Origin of the sequence: Paenibacillus sp. FSL K6-1122 (assembly GCF_037977015.1) — a bacterium.
GTDB classification, from domain to species: domain Bacteria; phylum Bacillota; class Bacilli; order Paenibacillales; family Paenibacillaceae; genus Paenibacillus; species Paenibacillus amylolyticus.
Genome location: NZ_CP150272.1, coordinates 6,066,879 through 6,084,142, shown reverse-complemented (window position 1 = coordinate 6,084,142; position 17,264 = coordinate 6,066,879). Strand labels below are relative to the sequence as shown.

Below are 17,264 nucleotides of genomic sequence, written 5' to 3'. Positions count from 1 at the left end.
CAGAATATTTGGGTTCTTTTTTTATCTAAAACGTTTTCTAAAAAACGTTTTCAATTTTATAAATTCACTATTGACAAGGGATATAGGAGCGATTATTATTCAATTATGAAAGCACTTACATTTGCTTGTACAACACGTGGCATACACCTGAATCTCAAAGTAAACATTTGCAGAATGAAGAGGAAATAAGGCAAGAAGAACATTTTTTTATTTTCAAGAAAACGCTTCTAATGTTATAAAAACAAGAAAATTACATTTGTTTCATCTGGTTACGGTATTTGCAGGTCAACCTGTTATACAAATATACAGCTTCATTAATATCCATAAGGGGGATTACACATGAAGGGCAAAACACCAAAAACATTCGCAATGCTTCTGTTAGCCAGTGCTCTTGCAATTACAGCAGGATGCAGCGGCAGTGGAGGAGGAACTAACGCTTCAGAGAAACCGGTTGATTCCGGAGATACAACCAGTCCAGTGACCTTTACATTCTTTGGTGCAGACGCGAGTCCGAACTGGAATAACATGAAGGATGCTGTCGGTCAAGAAATTACTAAGGCAACGGGAGTTACAATTGAAGCTGAGTATGATGTGAATAATGGCGGTGACCAAAAGATTCCTTTGATGGCTGCCAGTGGTGATTACCCTGATATTATCTATCCTAAAGGCAACTTGTCTAAGCTTGTGGATGCAGGCGCGATGCTGGACCTGACCGATCTAATTGAGGAGCATGCTCCCAACTTGAAAAAAATCTATGGTGATCAGATGAACCGTCTGAAATACAGTTTGGAAGATCAAGCCATTTACACGATCCCGACGAATATGGGTGTAGATAACGTTGAGTTTGACGCTAGGGGCGGATTCGAAATTCAACAAAGAGTATTGAAAGAGCTTGGCTACCCTGAAGTAAAAACGCTTGAGGACTACGAGAACGTACTGAGAACGTATTATGAAAAACATCCAACGATTGATGGTCAACCGACGATTCCGTTAACATTGAATGCAGATGACTGGAAAATTATGATTACGGTAACGAACCCTGCATTCCAAGCTACGGGTGGACCGGATGATGGTGAGTATTATATTAATCCTGAGACCTATGAAGCCGTTCTACACTACAAACGCCCTGAAGAAAAGGAATATTTCCGTTGGTTGAACAAAATGTACAATGAGGGTCTGCTTGACAAAGATACATTTGTTCAAAAGGATGACCAATACAAATCCAAAATTGCCAGTGGCCGTGTACTTGGTCTAATTGACCAAGAGTGGAACTATGGTGAGGCGGAGAATGCTTTGAAATCATCTAACGGTGGAGACAAAACATATGCCCACTTCTCCGTATCCCTGAACAAGGATATTGTGGATCATACGTTCCAACCGACAGGATTTGACGGTTATGGTATCGGAATCACAACTTCGGCCAAAGATCCGGTACGTATTATCAAATTCATGGATTGGCTTGCTTCCGATGAAGGTCAGGTCCTGAGAAACTGGGGCGTTGAAGGCCAACATTACCAAGTCGAGAATGGGAAACGCATCATTCCGGCTGACGTACAGGATCGCAAAACCAATGATAACTCTGCTTTTACCAAAGAATCAGGCGTAGGCATGTATAACATATTTAGCGCCAGATACGGTGATGGTGTGAAAGATGCCACGGATAACTACTATACAACGAACTTCCCTGAACAGATTCAAGCTGGTTACACTGCCGCTGAGAAGGAAACGTTGAAAGCCTATGGTATTACAACATGGAAAGATTTCTATCCTTCCGACGATGATCTGAAGCTGAAAGATTGGGGTGCAGCATACAACATGCCTGTACCATCTGACACGGATTACAACGTAACGTTCCAGAAAACACAGGATATTGTACGTAAACGTATTCCAGAAGCGATCCTTGCCAAACCTGAGAACTTCGACAGCGTATATGATAGTCTTCTGGCTGAACTCGATAAAGCGGGTGCAGTGGAGATGGAGAAACAATACACGGTTTGGATCAAAGAACGTGTAGCTCTTTGGACTGGAAAAGATGTGAAATAAGCTTGAAAACCAAGCATTAAAGTTAAGGATTTTCATAGCAAAAAAAGCCCTTGAGAAAGGGCTTTTTTTATTGTTGACGTGAGGAGATGGATAGCCTATAATCTATCATGTAAGCACTTTCAGTAAGCGGTTTATTCCATTTACGAAAACGTTTTACGTCCGTTAGAAGAAGAATCTTTCTTTTGGCAGAATCGAAACGTCAGCTTCAGTAAATACGTCGGAATGAACGATACCGAAAGCGCATTCAAAAAAGTGGTATCCTCAGGCATAAAGCCTGTTATACAGATAAAACCTTCATAAATAATAGGGGGAACTAGACAATGAGAGGCAAAATGAAAGGCAATACACCCAAGACGTTTGCAATGTTGATGCTCGCAAGTGCAATGTTGGTTACAGCTGGTTGTGGGAATTCGGGAACCAAAGAGACTTCGGAGTCCAGCGGAACCGAACCGATCACAGTTACATTCTTCGGGGCGGATGCTAGTCCGACCTGGAACAAGATGCAAGATGCTGTTGGTAAAAAGATTACGGAGCAAACAGGCGTTACCATTGAAGCAGAGTATGATGTAAACGATGGTGGTAACCAGAAGATTGCACTAATGGCTGCCAGTGGTGACTTTCCTGATATGATCTACCCTAAAGGTAACTTATCTAAGCTTGTGGATGCAGGCGCGATGCTGGATCTCACGGATCTGATTGAGGAGCATGCTCCCAATCTGAAAAAAATCTATGGAGAACAGATGAACCGTTTGAAATACAGTTTGGAAGATCAAGCGATCTATACCATTCCAACCAATATGGGTGTTGATAATGTTACGTTTGACGCTACAGGTGGATTTGAAATTCAGCAAAGAGTATTGAAAGAGCTTGGATACCCTGAAGTGAAGACACTTGAGGATTACGAGAATGTACTTAGAGCCTATTATGAAAAACATCCAACCATTGATGGTCAACCAACCATTCCATTAACATTGAATGCAGATGATTGGAAAATCATGATCACGGTAACGAACCCGGCTTTCCAGGCAACAGGTGCACCGGATGATGGTGAATATTACATTGACCCTGAAACGTATGAAGCCAAATTGCACTACAAACGTCCAGAGGAAAGAGAATATTTCCGCTGGTTGAATAAAATGTACAATGAAGGCCTACTGGACAAAGATGCCTTTGTTCAAAAGGATGACCAATACAAGTCCAAAATTGCCAGTGGCCGTGTCCTCGGTCTGATTGACCAAGAGTGGAACTATCAAGAAGCGGAGAACGCGCTTAAATCATCAGGTAAGGATGATGCCACATACGCTCACTTCTCTGTATCACTTAACGATGAGATTGTGGATCATACGTTCCAACCAGCCGGATTTGACGGTTATGGCATCGGGATTACAACTTCGGCCAAAGATCCAGTGCGTATCATCAAATTCATGGATTGGCTTGCTTCCGATGAAGGACAAGTTCTGAGAAACTGGGGTATCGAAGGTGAACATTACAACGTAGAAGATGGTAAACGAGTGATTCCAGAAGACGTTCAAGACCGCAAAACGAATGACAACTCCAATTTCAGTAAGGAAACAGGAATTGGGATGTATAACATATTTAGCGCAAGATACGGTGATGGTGTAAAAGATTCTACGGATAACTACTACACAACAAACTTCCCTGAGCAGATTGTAGCTGGTTACACGGCTGCAGAGAAAGAAACGCTGAAAGCTTATGGTATCACGACTTGGAAAGAGTTCTATCCGGCTGAAGAAGATCTGCCAGTTAAGGATTGGGGCGCAGCGTATAACATGTCCGTACCTTCCGGTACAGACTATGAGGTAACGTTCCAGAAAACGCAGGATATCATCCGTAAACGGATTCCGGAAGCTGTTCTGACTACACCAGCCAACTTTGATGCAACCTATGATGCTTTACTGGCTGATTTGGACAAAGCGGGTGCAGTTGAAATGGAGAAACAATTTACGGTTTGGGTTAAGGAACGTGTCTCTCTGTGGACAGGAAAAGACGTAAAATAATATGGATTGTCTGTGATCCATGGTTACACAAGGAAGGGGCCCTATATGGGGCCTTTTTTTGTGGAATGATGTGATGATTTGCATTGACGCAAATTTTGAAATCACATATAATTTTATTATTGTAAGCACTTACCGAAAACGTTTTACGTCATGAGGAATATACAGCTGATTCAGGAACAGGAGCTAATCATGTCCCAACACAATAAACAAACTAAAATCAATCGTCTTTGGTATCAACAACCGGCAAAACGCTGGGAAGAAGCATTGCCCATCGGAAACGGCCGTCTTGGAGGCATGGTGTACGGTGGCGCAGCAGATGAACGAATTCAGCTCAATGAAGATACATTATGGTCAGGGTTTCCACGGGATACGATTCAATACAGCAGTCAGCGGTATTTGAAGCAGACGCGAGAGTTGATCATGTCTGGGCAGTATGGTGAAGCTGAGGATTTGTTGAACCGTGAAATGCTTGGTCGTGATGTAGAGGCCTACCAGCCGATGGGTCATTTTTTATTGCACCATGAGGGTCTGGATGATCCTTCATATGATGCATTTGAACGGGAGCTTGATCTGGAATCGGGTATTGCAACCACAACCTACTCATTGGAAGGAACTCAATACGTACGTGAAGTGTATTCCAGTGCTTCGGATGATCTAATGGTCTGCACATTAACTGCTGATCAGAAGGACGCTGTGAGTGTAAGTATTACGCTAGACAGTCTCCATCCTTATCGCGTTGAGACTTCGGGAGATGCTCTAACCATGTTTAGTCGGTGCCCAAGTCATGTGGAGTCCAATTACTTCAGGGATCACCCGGAATCCGTCCTCTATGAAGAGGATCGGGGGACGGCTTATGCTGTCCGTGTAGCGTTTACGGCATCTGGTGATCAGGTGAAGGTCTCCAATCTGGAAGGCAAGTTACATATTCAGGGTGCTGATCAGGTTGTGTTTTATCTGGCAGCAGCTACGTCCTTTGAAAGTTATGATGTTTTGCCTGTGAAGGACCATCTTGTATTGGAAGAGGAATGCAAGGAGATGATCTCCAAAGCGACCACACATGGCGCGGAAGCGCTTGGTGACCGACATATTCAGGATCATAGCGCGTTGTTTAACAGAGTCTCTATTGATTTAGGGGTATCGGCTAACGCCGAATTATCTACAGATGAGCGGCTGCAGGCTTATCAGACAGGGCAACAAGACCCTGGACTGGAGGCACTTTATTTTCAATATGGAAGATATCTGTTAATGGCTAGTTCGCGTCCGGGCAGCCAGCCTGCCAACCTGCAGGGAATCTGGAACCATCAGGTAGAGCCGCCATGGCATAGTGATTACACAATCAATATCAACACGGAGATGAATTACTGGCCGGCAGAAGTCTGCAATCTTAGTGAGTGTCATGAGCCGCTGTTTGATATGCTGACCGATCTCAGTGATACAGGACGAAGAACGGCGCGGATTCTGTATGGAGCCCGTGGATGGACTGCCCATCATAACGTGGATATCTGGAGAACCTCTACACCGACAGGCGGAGATGCAAGCTGGGCTTTTTGGCCGATGGGTGGTGTGTGGCTGACCTCGCATCTATGGGAGCATTACCAATTTACCGGGGATCAGCGTTTTCTTGAGGAACGTGCGTATCCCATCATGAAAGAGGCGGCGCTGTTCTGTCTCGATTGGCTGGTGGAAGGGCCCGATGGTTATCTGGTTACGATTCCATCCACTTCACCAGAGAACAAGTTTCTCACAGATGCTGGGGAGGCACGCAGTATATCCATGGCTTCAACGATGGATATGACGTTAATTCGTGAACTGTTCAGCCGCTGTATTGAGGCCTCGAAGCAACTAAATATAGATGAGTCGTTGGCAAGCGAGTGGAGTGAGGCTCTGGAGAAACTCTATCCATTCCGAATTGGAATCGAAGGACAATTGCTGGAGTGGTTTAAGGATTTTGCCGAATCCGAGCCAGGGCATCGTCACGTCTCCCATCTGTATGGACTGTATCCGGGAGAGCAGATCAATCGAGTACACACACCGGAATTGGTAGAAGCAGCACGGGTATCACTTGAACGTCGTATCTCACAAGGTGGCGGGCATACAGGATGGAGCTGTGCATGGTTGATCAATCTGTATGCACGACTACTGGATAGCAGCCAGGCACATCAGTTTGTGCGCACGTTGCTGGCCCGGTCCACACATCCGAATCTGTTTGATGACCATCCGCCGTTCCAGATCGATGGTAACTTTGGAGGCACGGCTGGCATGGCCGAGATGTTGTTGCAGAGCCACTTGAACGAGTTACATTTACTTCCGGCATTGCCTGACCTCTGGACTCAAGGTCGTGTTGAAGGGCTTCGTGCAAGAGGTGGTTATACGGTAGCAATAACGTGGACGGACAACAAGCTTGTGTCAGCGGTTATTAAGGCAGATCGAAATGAGTCGTTGACCCTTCGCAGTGCTTATCCGCTGCGAGTGGAAGGACATGAACAAGCCAAGGCAGAGCTTACGCCTCAGGGCGATTATGTAATTATTTTAACCATGACCGCAGGACAGACGATCCGCGTGTCATCATGAGACGGAGGAGTAAACCATGACGATTTTTAAATTTCCGCAAGATTTTCGCTGGGGTACAGCAACAGCTTCCTATCAAATAGAAGGAGCGGCACAGGAAGGTGGACGCGGGGTATCCATCTGGGATACGTTTGCGCGCACACCTGGCAAGGTATATAACGGAGACAATGGGGATGTCGCATGTGACAGTTACCACCGTTACGAGGAAGACATCGAACTGATGAAGAAACTCGGGATTAATACGTACCGGTTCTCCATTGCGTGGCCGCGCATTATTCCTGACGGAGATGGAGAGATCAATCGGGAAGGACTGGACTTCTACCACCGCTTCGTGGATGCATTGATCGAGGCTGGAATTGAACCGTTCCTCACACTGTATCACTGGGATCTTCCGCAAACGCTGGAGGATGACGGGGGCTGGGGTAACCGCAGAACTGTGGATGCTTTTGTGAAATATGCCGAAGTGATCTTCAAAGAATTCTCTGGCAAAATCAACTTCTGGCTGACATTCAACGAACCATGGTGTATCGCGTTCCTGTCGAACCTTCTCGGGATTCATGCGCCAGGAAACAAAGACCTGCAAACTTCAATCAATGTTGCTCATGGATTGCTGGTTGCTCATGGTAAAGCTGTTCAATCTTTCCGTCGCTTGGGAACAACCGGTCAGATTGGTATTGCTCCGAACGTGTGCTGGGCTGAGCCGTACAGCAAATCCCCCGAGGACCAAGCTGCGTGTGACCGATCAATTGCGCTTAATACCGATTGGTTCCTTGATCCAATCTACAAAGGTTCATATCCGCAGTTTATGGTGGATTGGTTCGCAGAAGCGGGGGCTACTGTGCCAATTCAGGAAGGCGATATGGAGATTATCTCGCAACCAATCGATCTGCTCGGCATTAACTATTACACGATGGGCATCAATCGCTTCAATCCGGAGGCAGGTGCTCTGCAATCGGAAGAAGTTGATATGGGCCTCACCAAAACTGATATTGGCTGGCCTGTGGAATCACGTGGTTTGTATGAATTTATGCATTACTTGCAAAAGTACGGCAATGTGGATGTATATATCACAGAGAATGGTGCCTGCATCAATGATGACCTGGAGAACGGGAAGATTAACGATGATCGCCGGATTTCATATTATGAGCAGCATTTGGCCCAAATTCACCGCATCATTAATGACGGGATTAACCTGAAAGGGTACATGGCATGGTCACTGATGGATAATTTCGAGTGGGCAGAAGGCTACCGAATGCGTTTTGGTCTTGTTCATATGGACTATCGTTCACTCGTGAGAACACCGAAGGAGAGTTATTACTGGTATCAGAGCGTCATCAAGAATAATTGGTTGGAGACACGGAACGAACATAATCCCCAATAGTTTGGGTGGCAGGTTTTAAGGGTAGAGCAGGTCCACATTATATATGGTTCCCTTATTAAAGCTGAGAACGACGGTAACATTGGAGTATTCCAATGTGCCGTCTTTTTTTTTTGTTTTTACCGTTGGAAATGAGTAGTTCATAAAGGTTTCATAAGGTCAAGTGCAGTTCCTGTTATGAAGAGACGTTTTTTGGGTTATAAGAAGTATGAAAGAATTTAATAATGTTTTGTCAATGGTCGAAATGAAAATAAAGTGTCCAAATTGCGAATAAAATTTGAACATTTGTTGACTAAAAATCATACTGATGTGGTATATTGGTATAAGGAAAGCACTTACAAAAAGGGAAAAGGAAGTGTTTACTATGGCATCGAAGACAGCAATGGTCAGCCAATTGGAGCGCAAAGACAAAAATATGCGGCGCGCCGTCTTGACGATGACAGTTCTGGCATGGGTCGCACTCATTACGGGAGTGATCATGTGTCTGATCAATCTGAACGAATTTAATGATCGTAATCTTGGCTTGATGGTTGGTATTGGATTCCTTGTAGGTAGTGTGTTTATTTACGTTATTGCCAAAGCGATTGGCCTTGTTCATACACGCCGGGAAGACGAAGGCGCCGATTGATTATAATCCTGCGTTAATTCGTTCATAATAAGACTGGATAAGTTCCCGGAATCCAGTCAATAAAGCCCTTTGCGGATTCGTTGACACTGTTCAACGGGACTGCAAAGGGTTTTATTTTGTGACTTGATGTGTAAAGATTACGAAGTACAAATATCAAGCATGCAAGCGATTTGTGAGAAAAAATTCACACATTTAAGGTGTAAAATCGACAAATTTGTTAACAAGAACAAAAAAGTTGTTCATTTCTGATATCTTTAGTAGGAAGAGAGTAGTATACTGATTTTTCAGTATGAGCGAATTTAAGGAGAGGGGATCAAAATGAACAAGAAACCTAGGTCGCTAATCCGGATTATCATTCCGGTTGTCCTGACGTTGGTTACAATTGCATTGATTGTCTGGCCAATGCTGGCAGGCGGACAGTACGTTGTTCTGGATCCGAAGGGGCCAATTGGCGCTTCGCAGAGAGATTTGATTGTCATCTCGACAATTTTGTGTGCTGTCATTATTGTGCCAGTACTCATTTTGGCTGCCGTAATCGTATGGCGTTACCGTGAGAAACCGGACAACAAAGCAGCATATGAACCTAACTGGGCTCATAGCACCAAAGCGGAGGTTGTATGGTGGACCATTCCAATTATTATTATTGGAATACTTGCAATTGTAACGATTCGTTACACGTATGTTTTGGAACCTTCGAAGCCGTTGGCTCACGAGAAAGCACCAATTACCATCCAAGTGTCTTCACTGGACTGGAAATGGCTGTTTATGTATCCAGAACAAGGAATTGCAACGGTTAATACGTTGAATATTCCGGCAGACCGGCCCGTGAAATTTGAACTCACTGCGGATTCACCGATGAACTCATTCTGGATTCCGCAACTTGGAGGACAGATTTATACGATGTCGGGTATGGCGATGACCTTGTATCTGCAGGCAGATCATGAAGGCAAGTACTGGGGTTCAGGCGCTAACTTCACAGGTGAGCATTTTGGAGAAATGCGTTTTGATGTGAATGCTACATCGGACGAAGATTTTGACAATTGGGTAGCTGAAGTGAAACAGAGTTCTCAGGCGTTGACTACAGAAGGTTACAAAGCACTGGCTGAGCCAGGCACAAGCAACGTTGCTTATTATTCTGCCTTCCCAGAAGGATTGTTCCAAAATATTGTGACCAAGTATGTAGTAGATGGTCAAAGTGCTCACAGTAAGCATGGAACTTCAAAAGAAGCTTCTGGAGCCATTCAAAATGCAACTGATACGTCCAATCAAGACGAGGACAAGAGTGCTAACTAAAGATTCGAAAGGAGGCCCCCAATGTTAGAGGGACTTAAAGAGTTTGCATCGGAGTTTTTCGTAACCGGTGATCCGCTCATTTATGGTGCGATGGTAGCTATCGGAATTACCATGATTACTATTGTAGCGGTGCTAACTTATTTCAAAAAATGGGGCTGGCTCTGGCGTAACTGGTTAACGACTGTCGATCACAAAAAGATCGGTATCATGTATATCATTGCTTCCATTATCATGTTGTTCCGTGGTGGTGTGGATGCGCTAATGATGCGCCTTCAGCTAGCTATGCCTAACAATGAATTTCTGAATCCTGAGCATTATAATCAGGTCTTCACAACTCACGGTACGATCATGATCTTGTTCATGGCGATGCCATTTATGTTTGGTCTATTTAACGTTATCGTGCCATTACAGATCGGAGCAAGGGACGTTGCGTTCCCGTTCCTGAATGCACTGAGCTTCTGGTTATTCTTCCTGGGAGCAATGCTGTTTAACCTGTCATTCGTTATCGGTGGTTCACCGGATGCAGGATGGCTGAGTTATCCGCCTCTATCGGAGCTGTCACACAGTCCGGGGGTAGGACAGAACTTCTATATATGGGGTATACAGATATCGGGTATCGGTTCCTTGGCTACCGGTATCAACTTCCTGGTTACCATCATTAAAATGCGTGCGCCAGGCATGAGATGGATGAAAATGCCGATGTTCACATGGTCGGTATTCTCCACTTGTATCATTATCTTGTTTGCTTTCCCGATCTTGACCGTGACACTTGCATTGTTATTCCTCGACAGGTTTGCCGGGGCGCATTTCTTCACACTTGATCTGGGCGGTAACCCAATGATGTATATAAACTTGATCTGGATGTGGGGTCACCCTGAGGTATACATTGTCGTCTTGCCGGCATTCGGTGTTTTCTCCGAGATTGTGAGTACCTTCTCACGGAAAAAACTGTTTGGCTACAAATCGATGGTATTCGCGATGTTGATCATCAGCTTCCTGTCCTTCTTCACATGGGCGCATCACTTCTTCACGATGGGTTCCGGAGCAGACGTGAATGCATTCTTCGCCGTAACTACGATGTTGATTGCTATTCCAACAGGGGTTAAGATATTCAACTGGCTGTTTACCATGTATCGAGGAAGGATTCGCATGGCGACTCCGATGATGTGGACACTTGCCTTTATCCCGTGCTTTATTGTCGGGGGTATGACAGGCGTTCTGTTATCCGTTGCTCCTGCTGACTTCCAGTTCCACAACAGTTACTTCCTGATTGCCCACTTCCACCAAGTATTGATCGGTGGAGTTGTCTTCGGATACTTCGCAGGTCTGTACTACTGGTGGCCTAAAATGTTCGGTTTCCAACTCGAAGAGAAACTGGGCAAATGGGCATTCTGGACTTGGAATATTGGTTTCTATGTCTGCTTCATGCCGCAGTACGCTGTCGGTCTAATGGGTATGACACGTCGTCTGAGCACATACGGCTGGGATACTGGCTGGTGGGAACTGAACTTCGTATCCACAATCGGGGCATTCCTGATGGGTGTCGGATTCCTGTTCCAAGTTGCACAAATCGCAGACGGTATTCGCAAATACAAATCACTCAAAGCTTCCGCCGATCCATGGGATGGCCGTACGCTGGAGTGGTCAATTCCTTCACCAGCTCCTGAATACAACTTCGCCGTTACACCGCGCGGAGATGATATTGATGAGTGGTGGGAAGAGAAAGAACGTCGTGCCAAAGGCATCTATCCGCCAGAGCAACCGCTTGAGCCGATTCATATGCCGAAGAACTCTGGAATTCCGTTCATCATGTCTGTCTTCTGGTTCATCGCCGGTTTCGGCTTTGTCTTCGGATGGTTGTGGATGGCAATTCTCGGACTCGCTGGCGTAGGGATCTGTATGATCGCCCGTTCATTCTCATATGATACGGATTATTACATTCCGGTTGACGAAATTAAACGTACCGAAGCGTCGTTAAGGGGGTCGGTATAGATGGCTCAAGCAGCCGCTAAGCACGGTGAGAATCATGCACATGGTCACGACCATGGACATCATGATCCACAGGAAATGAAAATTCTCGGTTTCTGGTTCTTCCTGATTTCCGACGTTATCCTGTTCTCCGTATTGTTCGCAACCTTCATTGTGTTGCGTGACAATACGGCGGGCGGACCGATTTTGTCTGAATTGATCAAAATGCCTGGTGTTATTGCCGAAACGTTTATCTTGCTCACAAGTTCATTTACGAGCGGACTAGCCGTACTGGCGATGAATCAAGGCAAAGTAAAACAATTAATCAGTTGGCTGGCAGTTACAGCCGTTCTGGGTGCAAGCTTTATCGCACTGGAAGTATATGAGTTTATTGAGTTGATTCACGAAGGGTTCAGCTTTACAACGAGTGCTGCTTCTGGCGCATTCTTCACCCTTGTGGGAACTCACGGACTTCACGTATCGCTTGGTCTGATCTGGATGATTGGACTTATGTTACAACTGAAAAAACGTGGTATTACCGATGTTACTCGCGGTAAAATTAACGTCATCAGCTTGTACTGGCACTTCTTGGACGTCGTATGGATTTTCCTCCTGTCGATCGTCTATCTCATGGGGGTGATGTAGATGTCAGAGCACAACTCACATGATTCCCACGGTCATGAGCAACATGGTTCACTGAAGTCTTATGTCATCGGCTTCATTCTGTCCGTCGTTCTGACAATCATTCCACTTGTGGTGGTTCTCAATGATATGATGGAAAGAACAGGAACACTCATTGTTGTTCTTGGCACGGCAGCACTTCAGTTTGTGGTTCAACTCTTCTTCTTCATGCATATCCGTGAAACAGAGAAACCACGCTGGAATGTGATGGCTCTTATCTTCGGTTTGCTGATTATGATGACCATCGTAATTGGTTCGATCTGGATTATGCTTAACAATGCTGTTGCACATTAATTGATATGATGAAAGAGCTTCACGACCTTGGAATTCAAGGTTGTGGGGCTCTTTTTTTTCTAAGCAGAAGTTATCGCATATTTTAATGAAAAAAAAGTTGTATTATATCATAATAAGTCGTTGATGAAATAATTTACCAGTGATACTATTGTTATACACTCTGGAAATATATTCAATATTTTAGTTAGAGCAATTTTAGCAAAATTATTTTAGGAGATGTACTAATGAAAGCAAGGGTAATCCGTTATTATCGTTTTGGCGAACCAAGTGAAGTATTATGTATGGAAGAAAAAGATGTGATACCCCCTGGCCCCGGTGAATTAGCAGTGAGGATGTATGCTCGACCTATTAATCCCTCCGATATTATTCCTGTTCGAGGAGCTTACCCGCATCGTACCCGATTACCAGCTGTTCCCGGGTTTGAGGGTGTGGGGGTGGTAGAAGCAGTAGGGCCGGGAGTTTCCAATCAAATGTTGGGTCGCCGTGTCTTGCCACTAAAAGGTGAGAATACTTGGCAGGACGTCGTGAAGACTTTGGAGCAACATACGATTATTGTGCCGAATGATATCGATGATCACTCAGCAAGTCAGCTCTATATTAATCCGGTTACGGCTTGGTTGATCTGTACAGAGGTGCTTAAGCTTACGTATGGTGATACCCTGATTGTGAATGCAGGGGGATCTGCAATCGGGCGAATCTTTGCACAGATCTCAAAAATCTATGGATTTAAATTGATTGCGCTTACGAGAGATGATCGTCATACTGCTGAACTGTATCGTCTTGGAGCAGTTTCTGTTATCAATACAACGAAAGAGTTGCTCCAGGCTAGGATCACGGAATTAACAGAGGGGTGCGGTGCTGATGCAGCCGTGGATTGTATTGGAGGGACAGATGGGGAACAGTTGGTGAGTTGCCTTAAGCCAAATGGCACGGTCATCAGTGTAGGACTGCTTTCGGGGATCACACCGTTATGGCATGAAGTTACCCGGGGAACACAAGTTCATGTGAAACTTTTCTGGTTAAAACATTGGGTGGAACGCTGTACGCAAGAACGCTGGGAACAGGTATTTCATGAGGTAATGGAGTTGGTCAGAGCAGGGAGGCTTGTCATGACAAACATTGGGGCGACGTATGAACTAACGAATGTACAACAGGCTATTGCAGCGGCTGAATCGGGTATCGAGGGGAAGGTTCTCTTAATACAGTAGTACATAAGACTTGGAAAAACTCAACATAAAGGATGCGTAGTTAATAACTAATTCATATTGGGGGCCTTGTTGTGAAGATTAAAGATATGATGTTTACTGCGATTATGGCAGCTGTTATTGCAGTACTTGGACTGTTACCTCCGATTCCACTACCATTTATACCTGTGCCAATTACAGTCCAAACGCTGGGCGTGATGCTGGCAGGCAGTATCCTTGGTGCTCGATTGGGAGGGGTAAGTCTCTTGCTCTTTGTTGTTCTGATCGGTTTAGGAGCTCCATTGTTGTCCGGTGGCAGAGGGGGCTTGGGTGTTCTGGTTGGACCTACAGGCGGGTATGTTCTTAGTTATCCGATTGCTGCTTTTGTGATTGGGTTGTTAGTTCAACGTACATCCGTTGCAGGCATTAAATTTTGGAACTTTCTACTGAGCAACATCGTGGGCGGAATCCTTGTTGTGTATGCAGTGGGTATTCCATTCCTGTCCTTTATAACGGATGTACCAATTACACAGGCTATCATAGGCAACCTTGTTTTCATTCCAGGTGACCTGCTCAAAGCAGTGCTTGCTTCACTTATTGCTGTTAGAATTCTCAAGGTAAGTCCTACAATGATCCAGGATACGAAAAGGCAAACTCCGGGGGTCTAACATTATGATATTCAGAGACTGCACATTCTTAAGCACTTCTATACAAGTAAATCGCGCCAAGTGATGGAGGTACTACAGTGATTCATTTTTCCAATGTAACGTTTGGTTATGCAAACCGAGCAACAATGTTAAACGATATTAACCTTCATATTCGTTCTGGTGAATATGTGGCGTTTGCTGGAAGGAATGGAGCAGGGAAATCCACCATAGCTAGGTTAATGAACGGGTTACTCCTTCCAACCACAGGCCAAGTAACTTTTAATGATTATGTGACATCCAATGAAAATGATTTAAGTATCATTCGTCAGAGAATTGGAATGATCTTTCAAAATCCAGAGAATCAAATTGTAGCATCTACAGTGTTTGAAGATATCGCCTTTGGCCTGCAAAACGTTTGTGTCCCTACTGAAGATATCGAGCGTCATGTAACAGAGGCATTGAGCCAAGTGGGGATGCTGAATTATTATAATTCTGATGTATATTCGTTATCAGGAGGGCAAAAACAGCGTATCGCTATTGCGGGAGTTCTCGCTATGGGACCAGAAGTTATTGTTTTTGATGAATCTACCTCAATGCTCGACCCGGAAGGCAAAGATCAGATTGCATTGCTGATGGGAGAGTTGCATAAACAAGGAATTACGATTGTAACAATTACGCATGACTTAGAGGAGATTGCAGCATCTTCGAGGGTTATTGTACTTGATCAGGGTGACATTTGTTATGATGGATCGCCCGAGGCCTTGTTTCAGGGTGAATACTGGCGTTTTCCCGGGATAACGGCTCCTTTTATTGTCGAGGCAAGAGAGGCACTGAACCGGAAGGGGCTACACTCTTCTTCGGCACTCACTCTGGAAGATTTGGTGGATGATTTATGCAAATTACACTAAAAGAAGTGGACTTCTCGTATCATGTTGGAACACCACTGGAGAACAACGTATTGAGCAACATTACACTCACCATGGGCGATAATCGCATTTTTGCTGTTGTGGGAAAAACGGGATCTGGCAAGTCAACTTTTGTACAGCTGCTCAATGGGCTTCTGCAACCTACAAATGGAACAGTTGATATAGGGGATTTTCGAATGACAACCGATCGAAAGAAAACGTACGTTCTCTACGATAAAGTGGGTATTGTATTCCAATTTCCGGAGCATCAATTATTCGAGGATACGGTAATAAAAGACATATCCTTTGGTCCCAAGAACTTGGGCTGGTCAGCTGAAAAAGTTCGTAGTACATGCTTGGATGCATTACACATGGTAGGTCTGGACGAATCTTTCTGCAATAGATCACCGTTTGAATTAAGTGGCGGAGAGAAGCGGAGAGTGGCAATTGCAAGTGTGTTAGCGATGAACCCGGAGGTGCTTATTCTCGACGAGCCAACCGTAGGGTTGGATTCGGAAGGGAAAGAGCAGCTGATGGAACTCTTTTGTTCCTGGCAGCAGGAACAGGGGAGTACGATCATTATGGTGACGCACGATATGGAGACTGTTGCCGAGTACGCCGAAGAAGTGATTATATTTGAACGTGGTCAAGTGCAAAGACATACGACTCCGCTCCAATTGTTCACTGAATATCAAGTTGAGTTGAAAGATATGGGATTAAAGCTGCCTAAAGCGCTCCAGCTCGTGGAAGCCATAAATGTAAAATTGAACGTTGAATTGCAGCTGGAGTCGGTAAAGAAAGAATGGATTTTGTCATATATTGCTGATTTTTTTCAGAGGAAGGAATTGTAGTTATGTCCTTATCTCAATCCTTTATCATTGGTCAGTATGTCCACAGAAACTCCATCATTCACCGGCTTGATCCAAGAGCTAAACTCGTCATCGCGTTCCTGTTCATGTTGTCTGTCATGCTGTTGAACTCATGGCTTTCATACGTATTGTCTGCGGTGTTTGTGGTGTGTGTAGTCACTATATCGCAAATACCACCCTCCTATATTGTTAGAGGATTGAAACCTGTTTGGCTAATAGTCATTGTCACATCTGTGTTTCACATTTTTCTGACACAAGGGGGGCAGTTATGGCTTGAAGCGGGAGTGTTTTCGATCTACAAGGAGGGTGTCATTAAAGCAGGTAATATAGCCATTCGCATCATTCTTCTTCTCGTCATCGCTTCATTGTTGACACTTACGACAAAGCTGGGTGATCTCGCACAGGCTATTGAAGATCTGTTGAAGCCTACCAAGCGGTTGGGTGTTCCTACACAGGAATTTGCGTTGATGATCTCTTGGACGATCCGTTTTATTCCAATCCTGTTGAATGAAACCGACAACGTGATGAAGGCACAGCGAGCAAGAGGTGTTCGTTTTAATTCCGGTAATATCGTTCGTCGTCTGCAAAGTTTTATCCCAATTGTAGTCCCTATCCTTCTGTTAGCATTCCAGAAAGCCGAAAGCGCTTCACTGGCCGTTGAGGCACGCGGATATAGCCCTGGCATGAATCGAACGCAACTGAGAACGTTAGCTTTCAAAAAGCTCGACTATCAAGTGCTGATCATATCCATTTTTTGTTTCGCACTTTTGTTGGCATTACGAAAGTGA

14 protein-coding genes are annotated in these 17,264 nt (G+C 44.7%); all 14 read left to right on the top strand.

The features are described 5' to 3' along the window. The first annotated feature begins 339 nt into the window (after positions 1-339). Complete coding sequence (locus NSQ20_RS27330) at positions 340-2,043, top strand: ABC transporter substrate-binding protein (RefSeq protein ID WP_036606898.1); 1,704 nt, start codon at positions 340-342, stop codon at positions 2,041-2,043. A 332-nt stretch (positions 2,044-2,375) separates the two neighbouring features. Further along, complete coding sequence (locus tag NSQ20_RS27325; RefSeq protein ID WP_036607083.1) at positions 2,376-4,061, top strand: ABC transporter substrate-binding protein; 1,686 nt, start codon at positions 2,376-2,378, stop codon at positions 4,059-4,061. 189 nt (positions 4,062-4,250) lie between these two features. Beyond that, positions 4,251-6,632: a glycoside hydrolase family 95 protein gene (locus NSQ20_RS27320; RefSeq protein WP_036606900.1), complete on the top strand. Its 2,382-nt coding sequence runs from the start codon at positions 4,251-4,253 to the stop codon at positions 6,630-6,632. 16 nt (positions 6,633-6,648) lie between these two features. Beyond that, positions 6,649-8,010 carry a GH1 family beta-glucosidase gene (locus NSQ20_RS27315; protein ID WP_036606902.1) on the top strand — a complete coding sequence of 454 codons (1,362 nt, stop codon included), beginning with the start codon at positions 6,649-6,651 and terminating at the stop codon, positions 8,008-8,010. A gap of 361 nt (positions 8,011-8,371) precedes the next feature. Then, positions 8,372-8,635 carry a hypothetical protein gene (locus NSQ20_RS27310; protein WP_036606904.1) on the top strand — a complete coding sequence of 88 codons (264 nt, stop codon included), beginning with the start codon at positions 8,372-8,374 and terminating at the stop codon, positions 8,633-8,635. A gap of 318 nt (positions 8,636-8,953) precedes the next feature. After that, positions 8,954-9,928, top strand: coding sequence for a ubiquinol oxidase subunit II (cyoA, locus tag NSQ20_RS27305; RefSeq protein WP_036606906.1), 975 nt, complete (start codon positions 8,954-8,956; stop codon positions 9,926-9,928). A 21-nt stretch (positions 9,929-9,949) separates the two neighbouring features. After that, entirely contained in the window at positions 9,950-11,920 is a 1,971-nt protein-coding gene (locus tag NSQ20_RS27300; RefSeq protein ID WP_036606909.1) for a cbb3-type cytochrome c oxidase subunit I, read from the top strand. After that, a complete protein-coding gene (gene cyoC / locus NSQ20_RS27295; RefSeq protein ID WP_036606911.1) occupies positions 11,921-12,541 on the top strand; it encodes a cytochrome o ubiquinol oxidase subunit III in 621 nt (206 codons plus the stop codon). It abuts the gene before it with no gap. Beyond that, on the top strand, positions 12,542-12,871 hold the full coding sequence (gene cyoD / locus NSQ20_RS27290; protein WP_036606914.1) for a cytochrome o ubiquinol oxidase subunit IV: 330 nt from the start codon (positions 12,542-12,544) through the stop codon (positions 12,869-12,871). Positions 12,872-13,095: 224 nt separating this feature from the next. After that, positions 13,096-14,079: a zinc-dependent alcohol dehydrogenase family protein gene (locus NSQ20_RS27285; protein ID WP_076319666.1), complete on the top strand. Its 984-nt coding sequence runs from the start codon at positions 13,096-13,098 to the stop codon at positions 14,077-14,079. 71 nt (positions 14,080-14,150) lie between these two features. Continuing rightward, positions 14,151-14,723, top strand: coding sequence for a biotin transporter BioY (locus NSQ20_RS27280; protein ID WP_036668056.1), 573 nt, complete (start codon positions 14,151-14,153; stop codon positions 14,721-14,723). A gap of 77 nt (positions 14,724-14,800) precedes the next feature. Beyond that, entirely contained in the window at positions 14,801-15,610 is an 810-nt protein-coding gene (locus NSQ20_RS27275; protein ID WP_076319665.1) for an energy-coupling factor transporter ATPase, read from the top strand. Beyond that, positions 15,595-16,458 (top strand): energy-coupling factor transporter ATPase, encoded by an 864-nt coding sequence (locus NSQ20_RS27270; protein ID WP_036668054.1) that lies wholly within the window; start codon positions 15,595-15,597, stop codon positions 16,456-16,458. Before NSQ20_RS27275 ends, NSQ20_RS27270 begins: the two co-directional genes overlap by 16 nt. A gap of 2 nt (positions 16,459-16,460) precedes the next feature. Continuing rightward, on the top strand, positions 16,461-17,264 hold the full coding sequence (locus NSQ20_RS27265; protein WP_076319663.1) for an energy-coupling factor transporter transmembrane component T: 804 nt from the start codon (positions 16,461-16,463) through the stop codon (positions 17,262-17,264).

Bases quoted from the DNA above. Each gene is read 5' to 3' on its own strand.
- NSQ20_RS27300 (WP_036606909.1), top strand. From the start codon at position 9,950: ATGTTAGAGGGACTTAAAGAGTTTGCATCGGAGTTTTTCGTAACCGGT.
- NSQ20_RS27270 (WP_036668054.1), top strand. From the start codon at position 15,595: ATGCAAATTACACTAAAAGAAGTGGACTTCTCGTATCATGTTGGAACA.
- NSQ20_RS27310 (WP_036606904.1), top strand. From the start codon at position 8,372: ATGGCATCGAAGACAGCAATGGTCAGCCAATTGGAGCGCAAAGACAAA.
- NSQ20_RS27315 (WP_036606902.1), top strand. From the start codon at position 6,649: ATGACGATTTTTAAATTTCCGCAAGATTTTCGCTGGGGTACAGCAACA.
- cyoA (WP_036606906.1), top strand. From the start codon at position 8,954: ATGAACAAGAAACCTAGGTCGCTAATCCGGATTATCATTCCGGTTGTC.
- NSQ20_RS27325 (WP_036607083.1), top strand. From the start codon at position 2,376: ATGAAAGGCAATACACCCAAGACGTTTGCAATGTTGATGCTCGCAAGT.
- NSQ20_RS27330 (WP_036606898.1), top strand. From the start codon at position 340: ATGAAGGGCAAAACACCAAAAACATTCGCAATGCTTCTGTTAGCCAGT.
- NSQ20_RS27265 (WP_076319663.1), top strand. From the start codon at position 16,461: ATGTCCTTATCTCAATCCTTTATCATTGGTCAGTATGTCCACAGAAAC.
- NSQ20_RS27320 (WP_036606900.1), top strand. From the start codon at position 4,251: ATGTCCCAACACAATAAACAAACTAAAATCAATCGTCTTTGGTATCAA.
- NSQ20_RS27285 (WP_076319666.1), top strand. From the start codon at position 13,096: ATGAAAGCAAGGGTAATCCGTTATTATCGTTTTGGCGAACCAAGTGAA.
- cyoD (WP_036606914.1), top strand. From the start codon at position 12,542: ATGTCAGAGCACAACTCACATGATTCCCACGGTCATGAGCAACATGGT.
- cyoC (WP_036606911.1), top strand. From the start codon at position 11,921: ATGGCTCAAGCAGCCGCTAAGCACGGTGAGAATCATGCACATGGTCAC.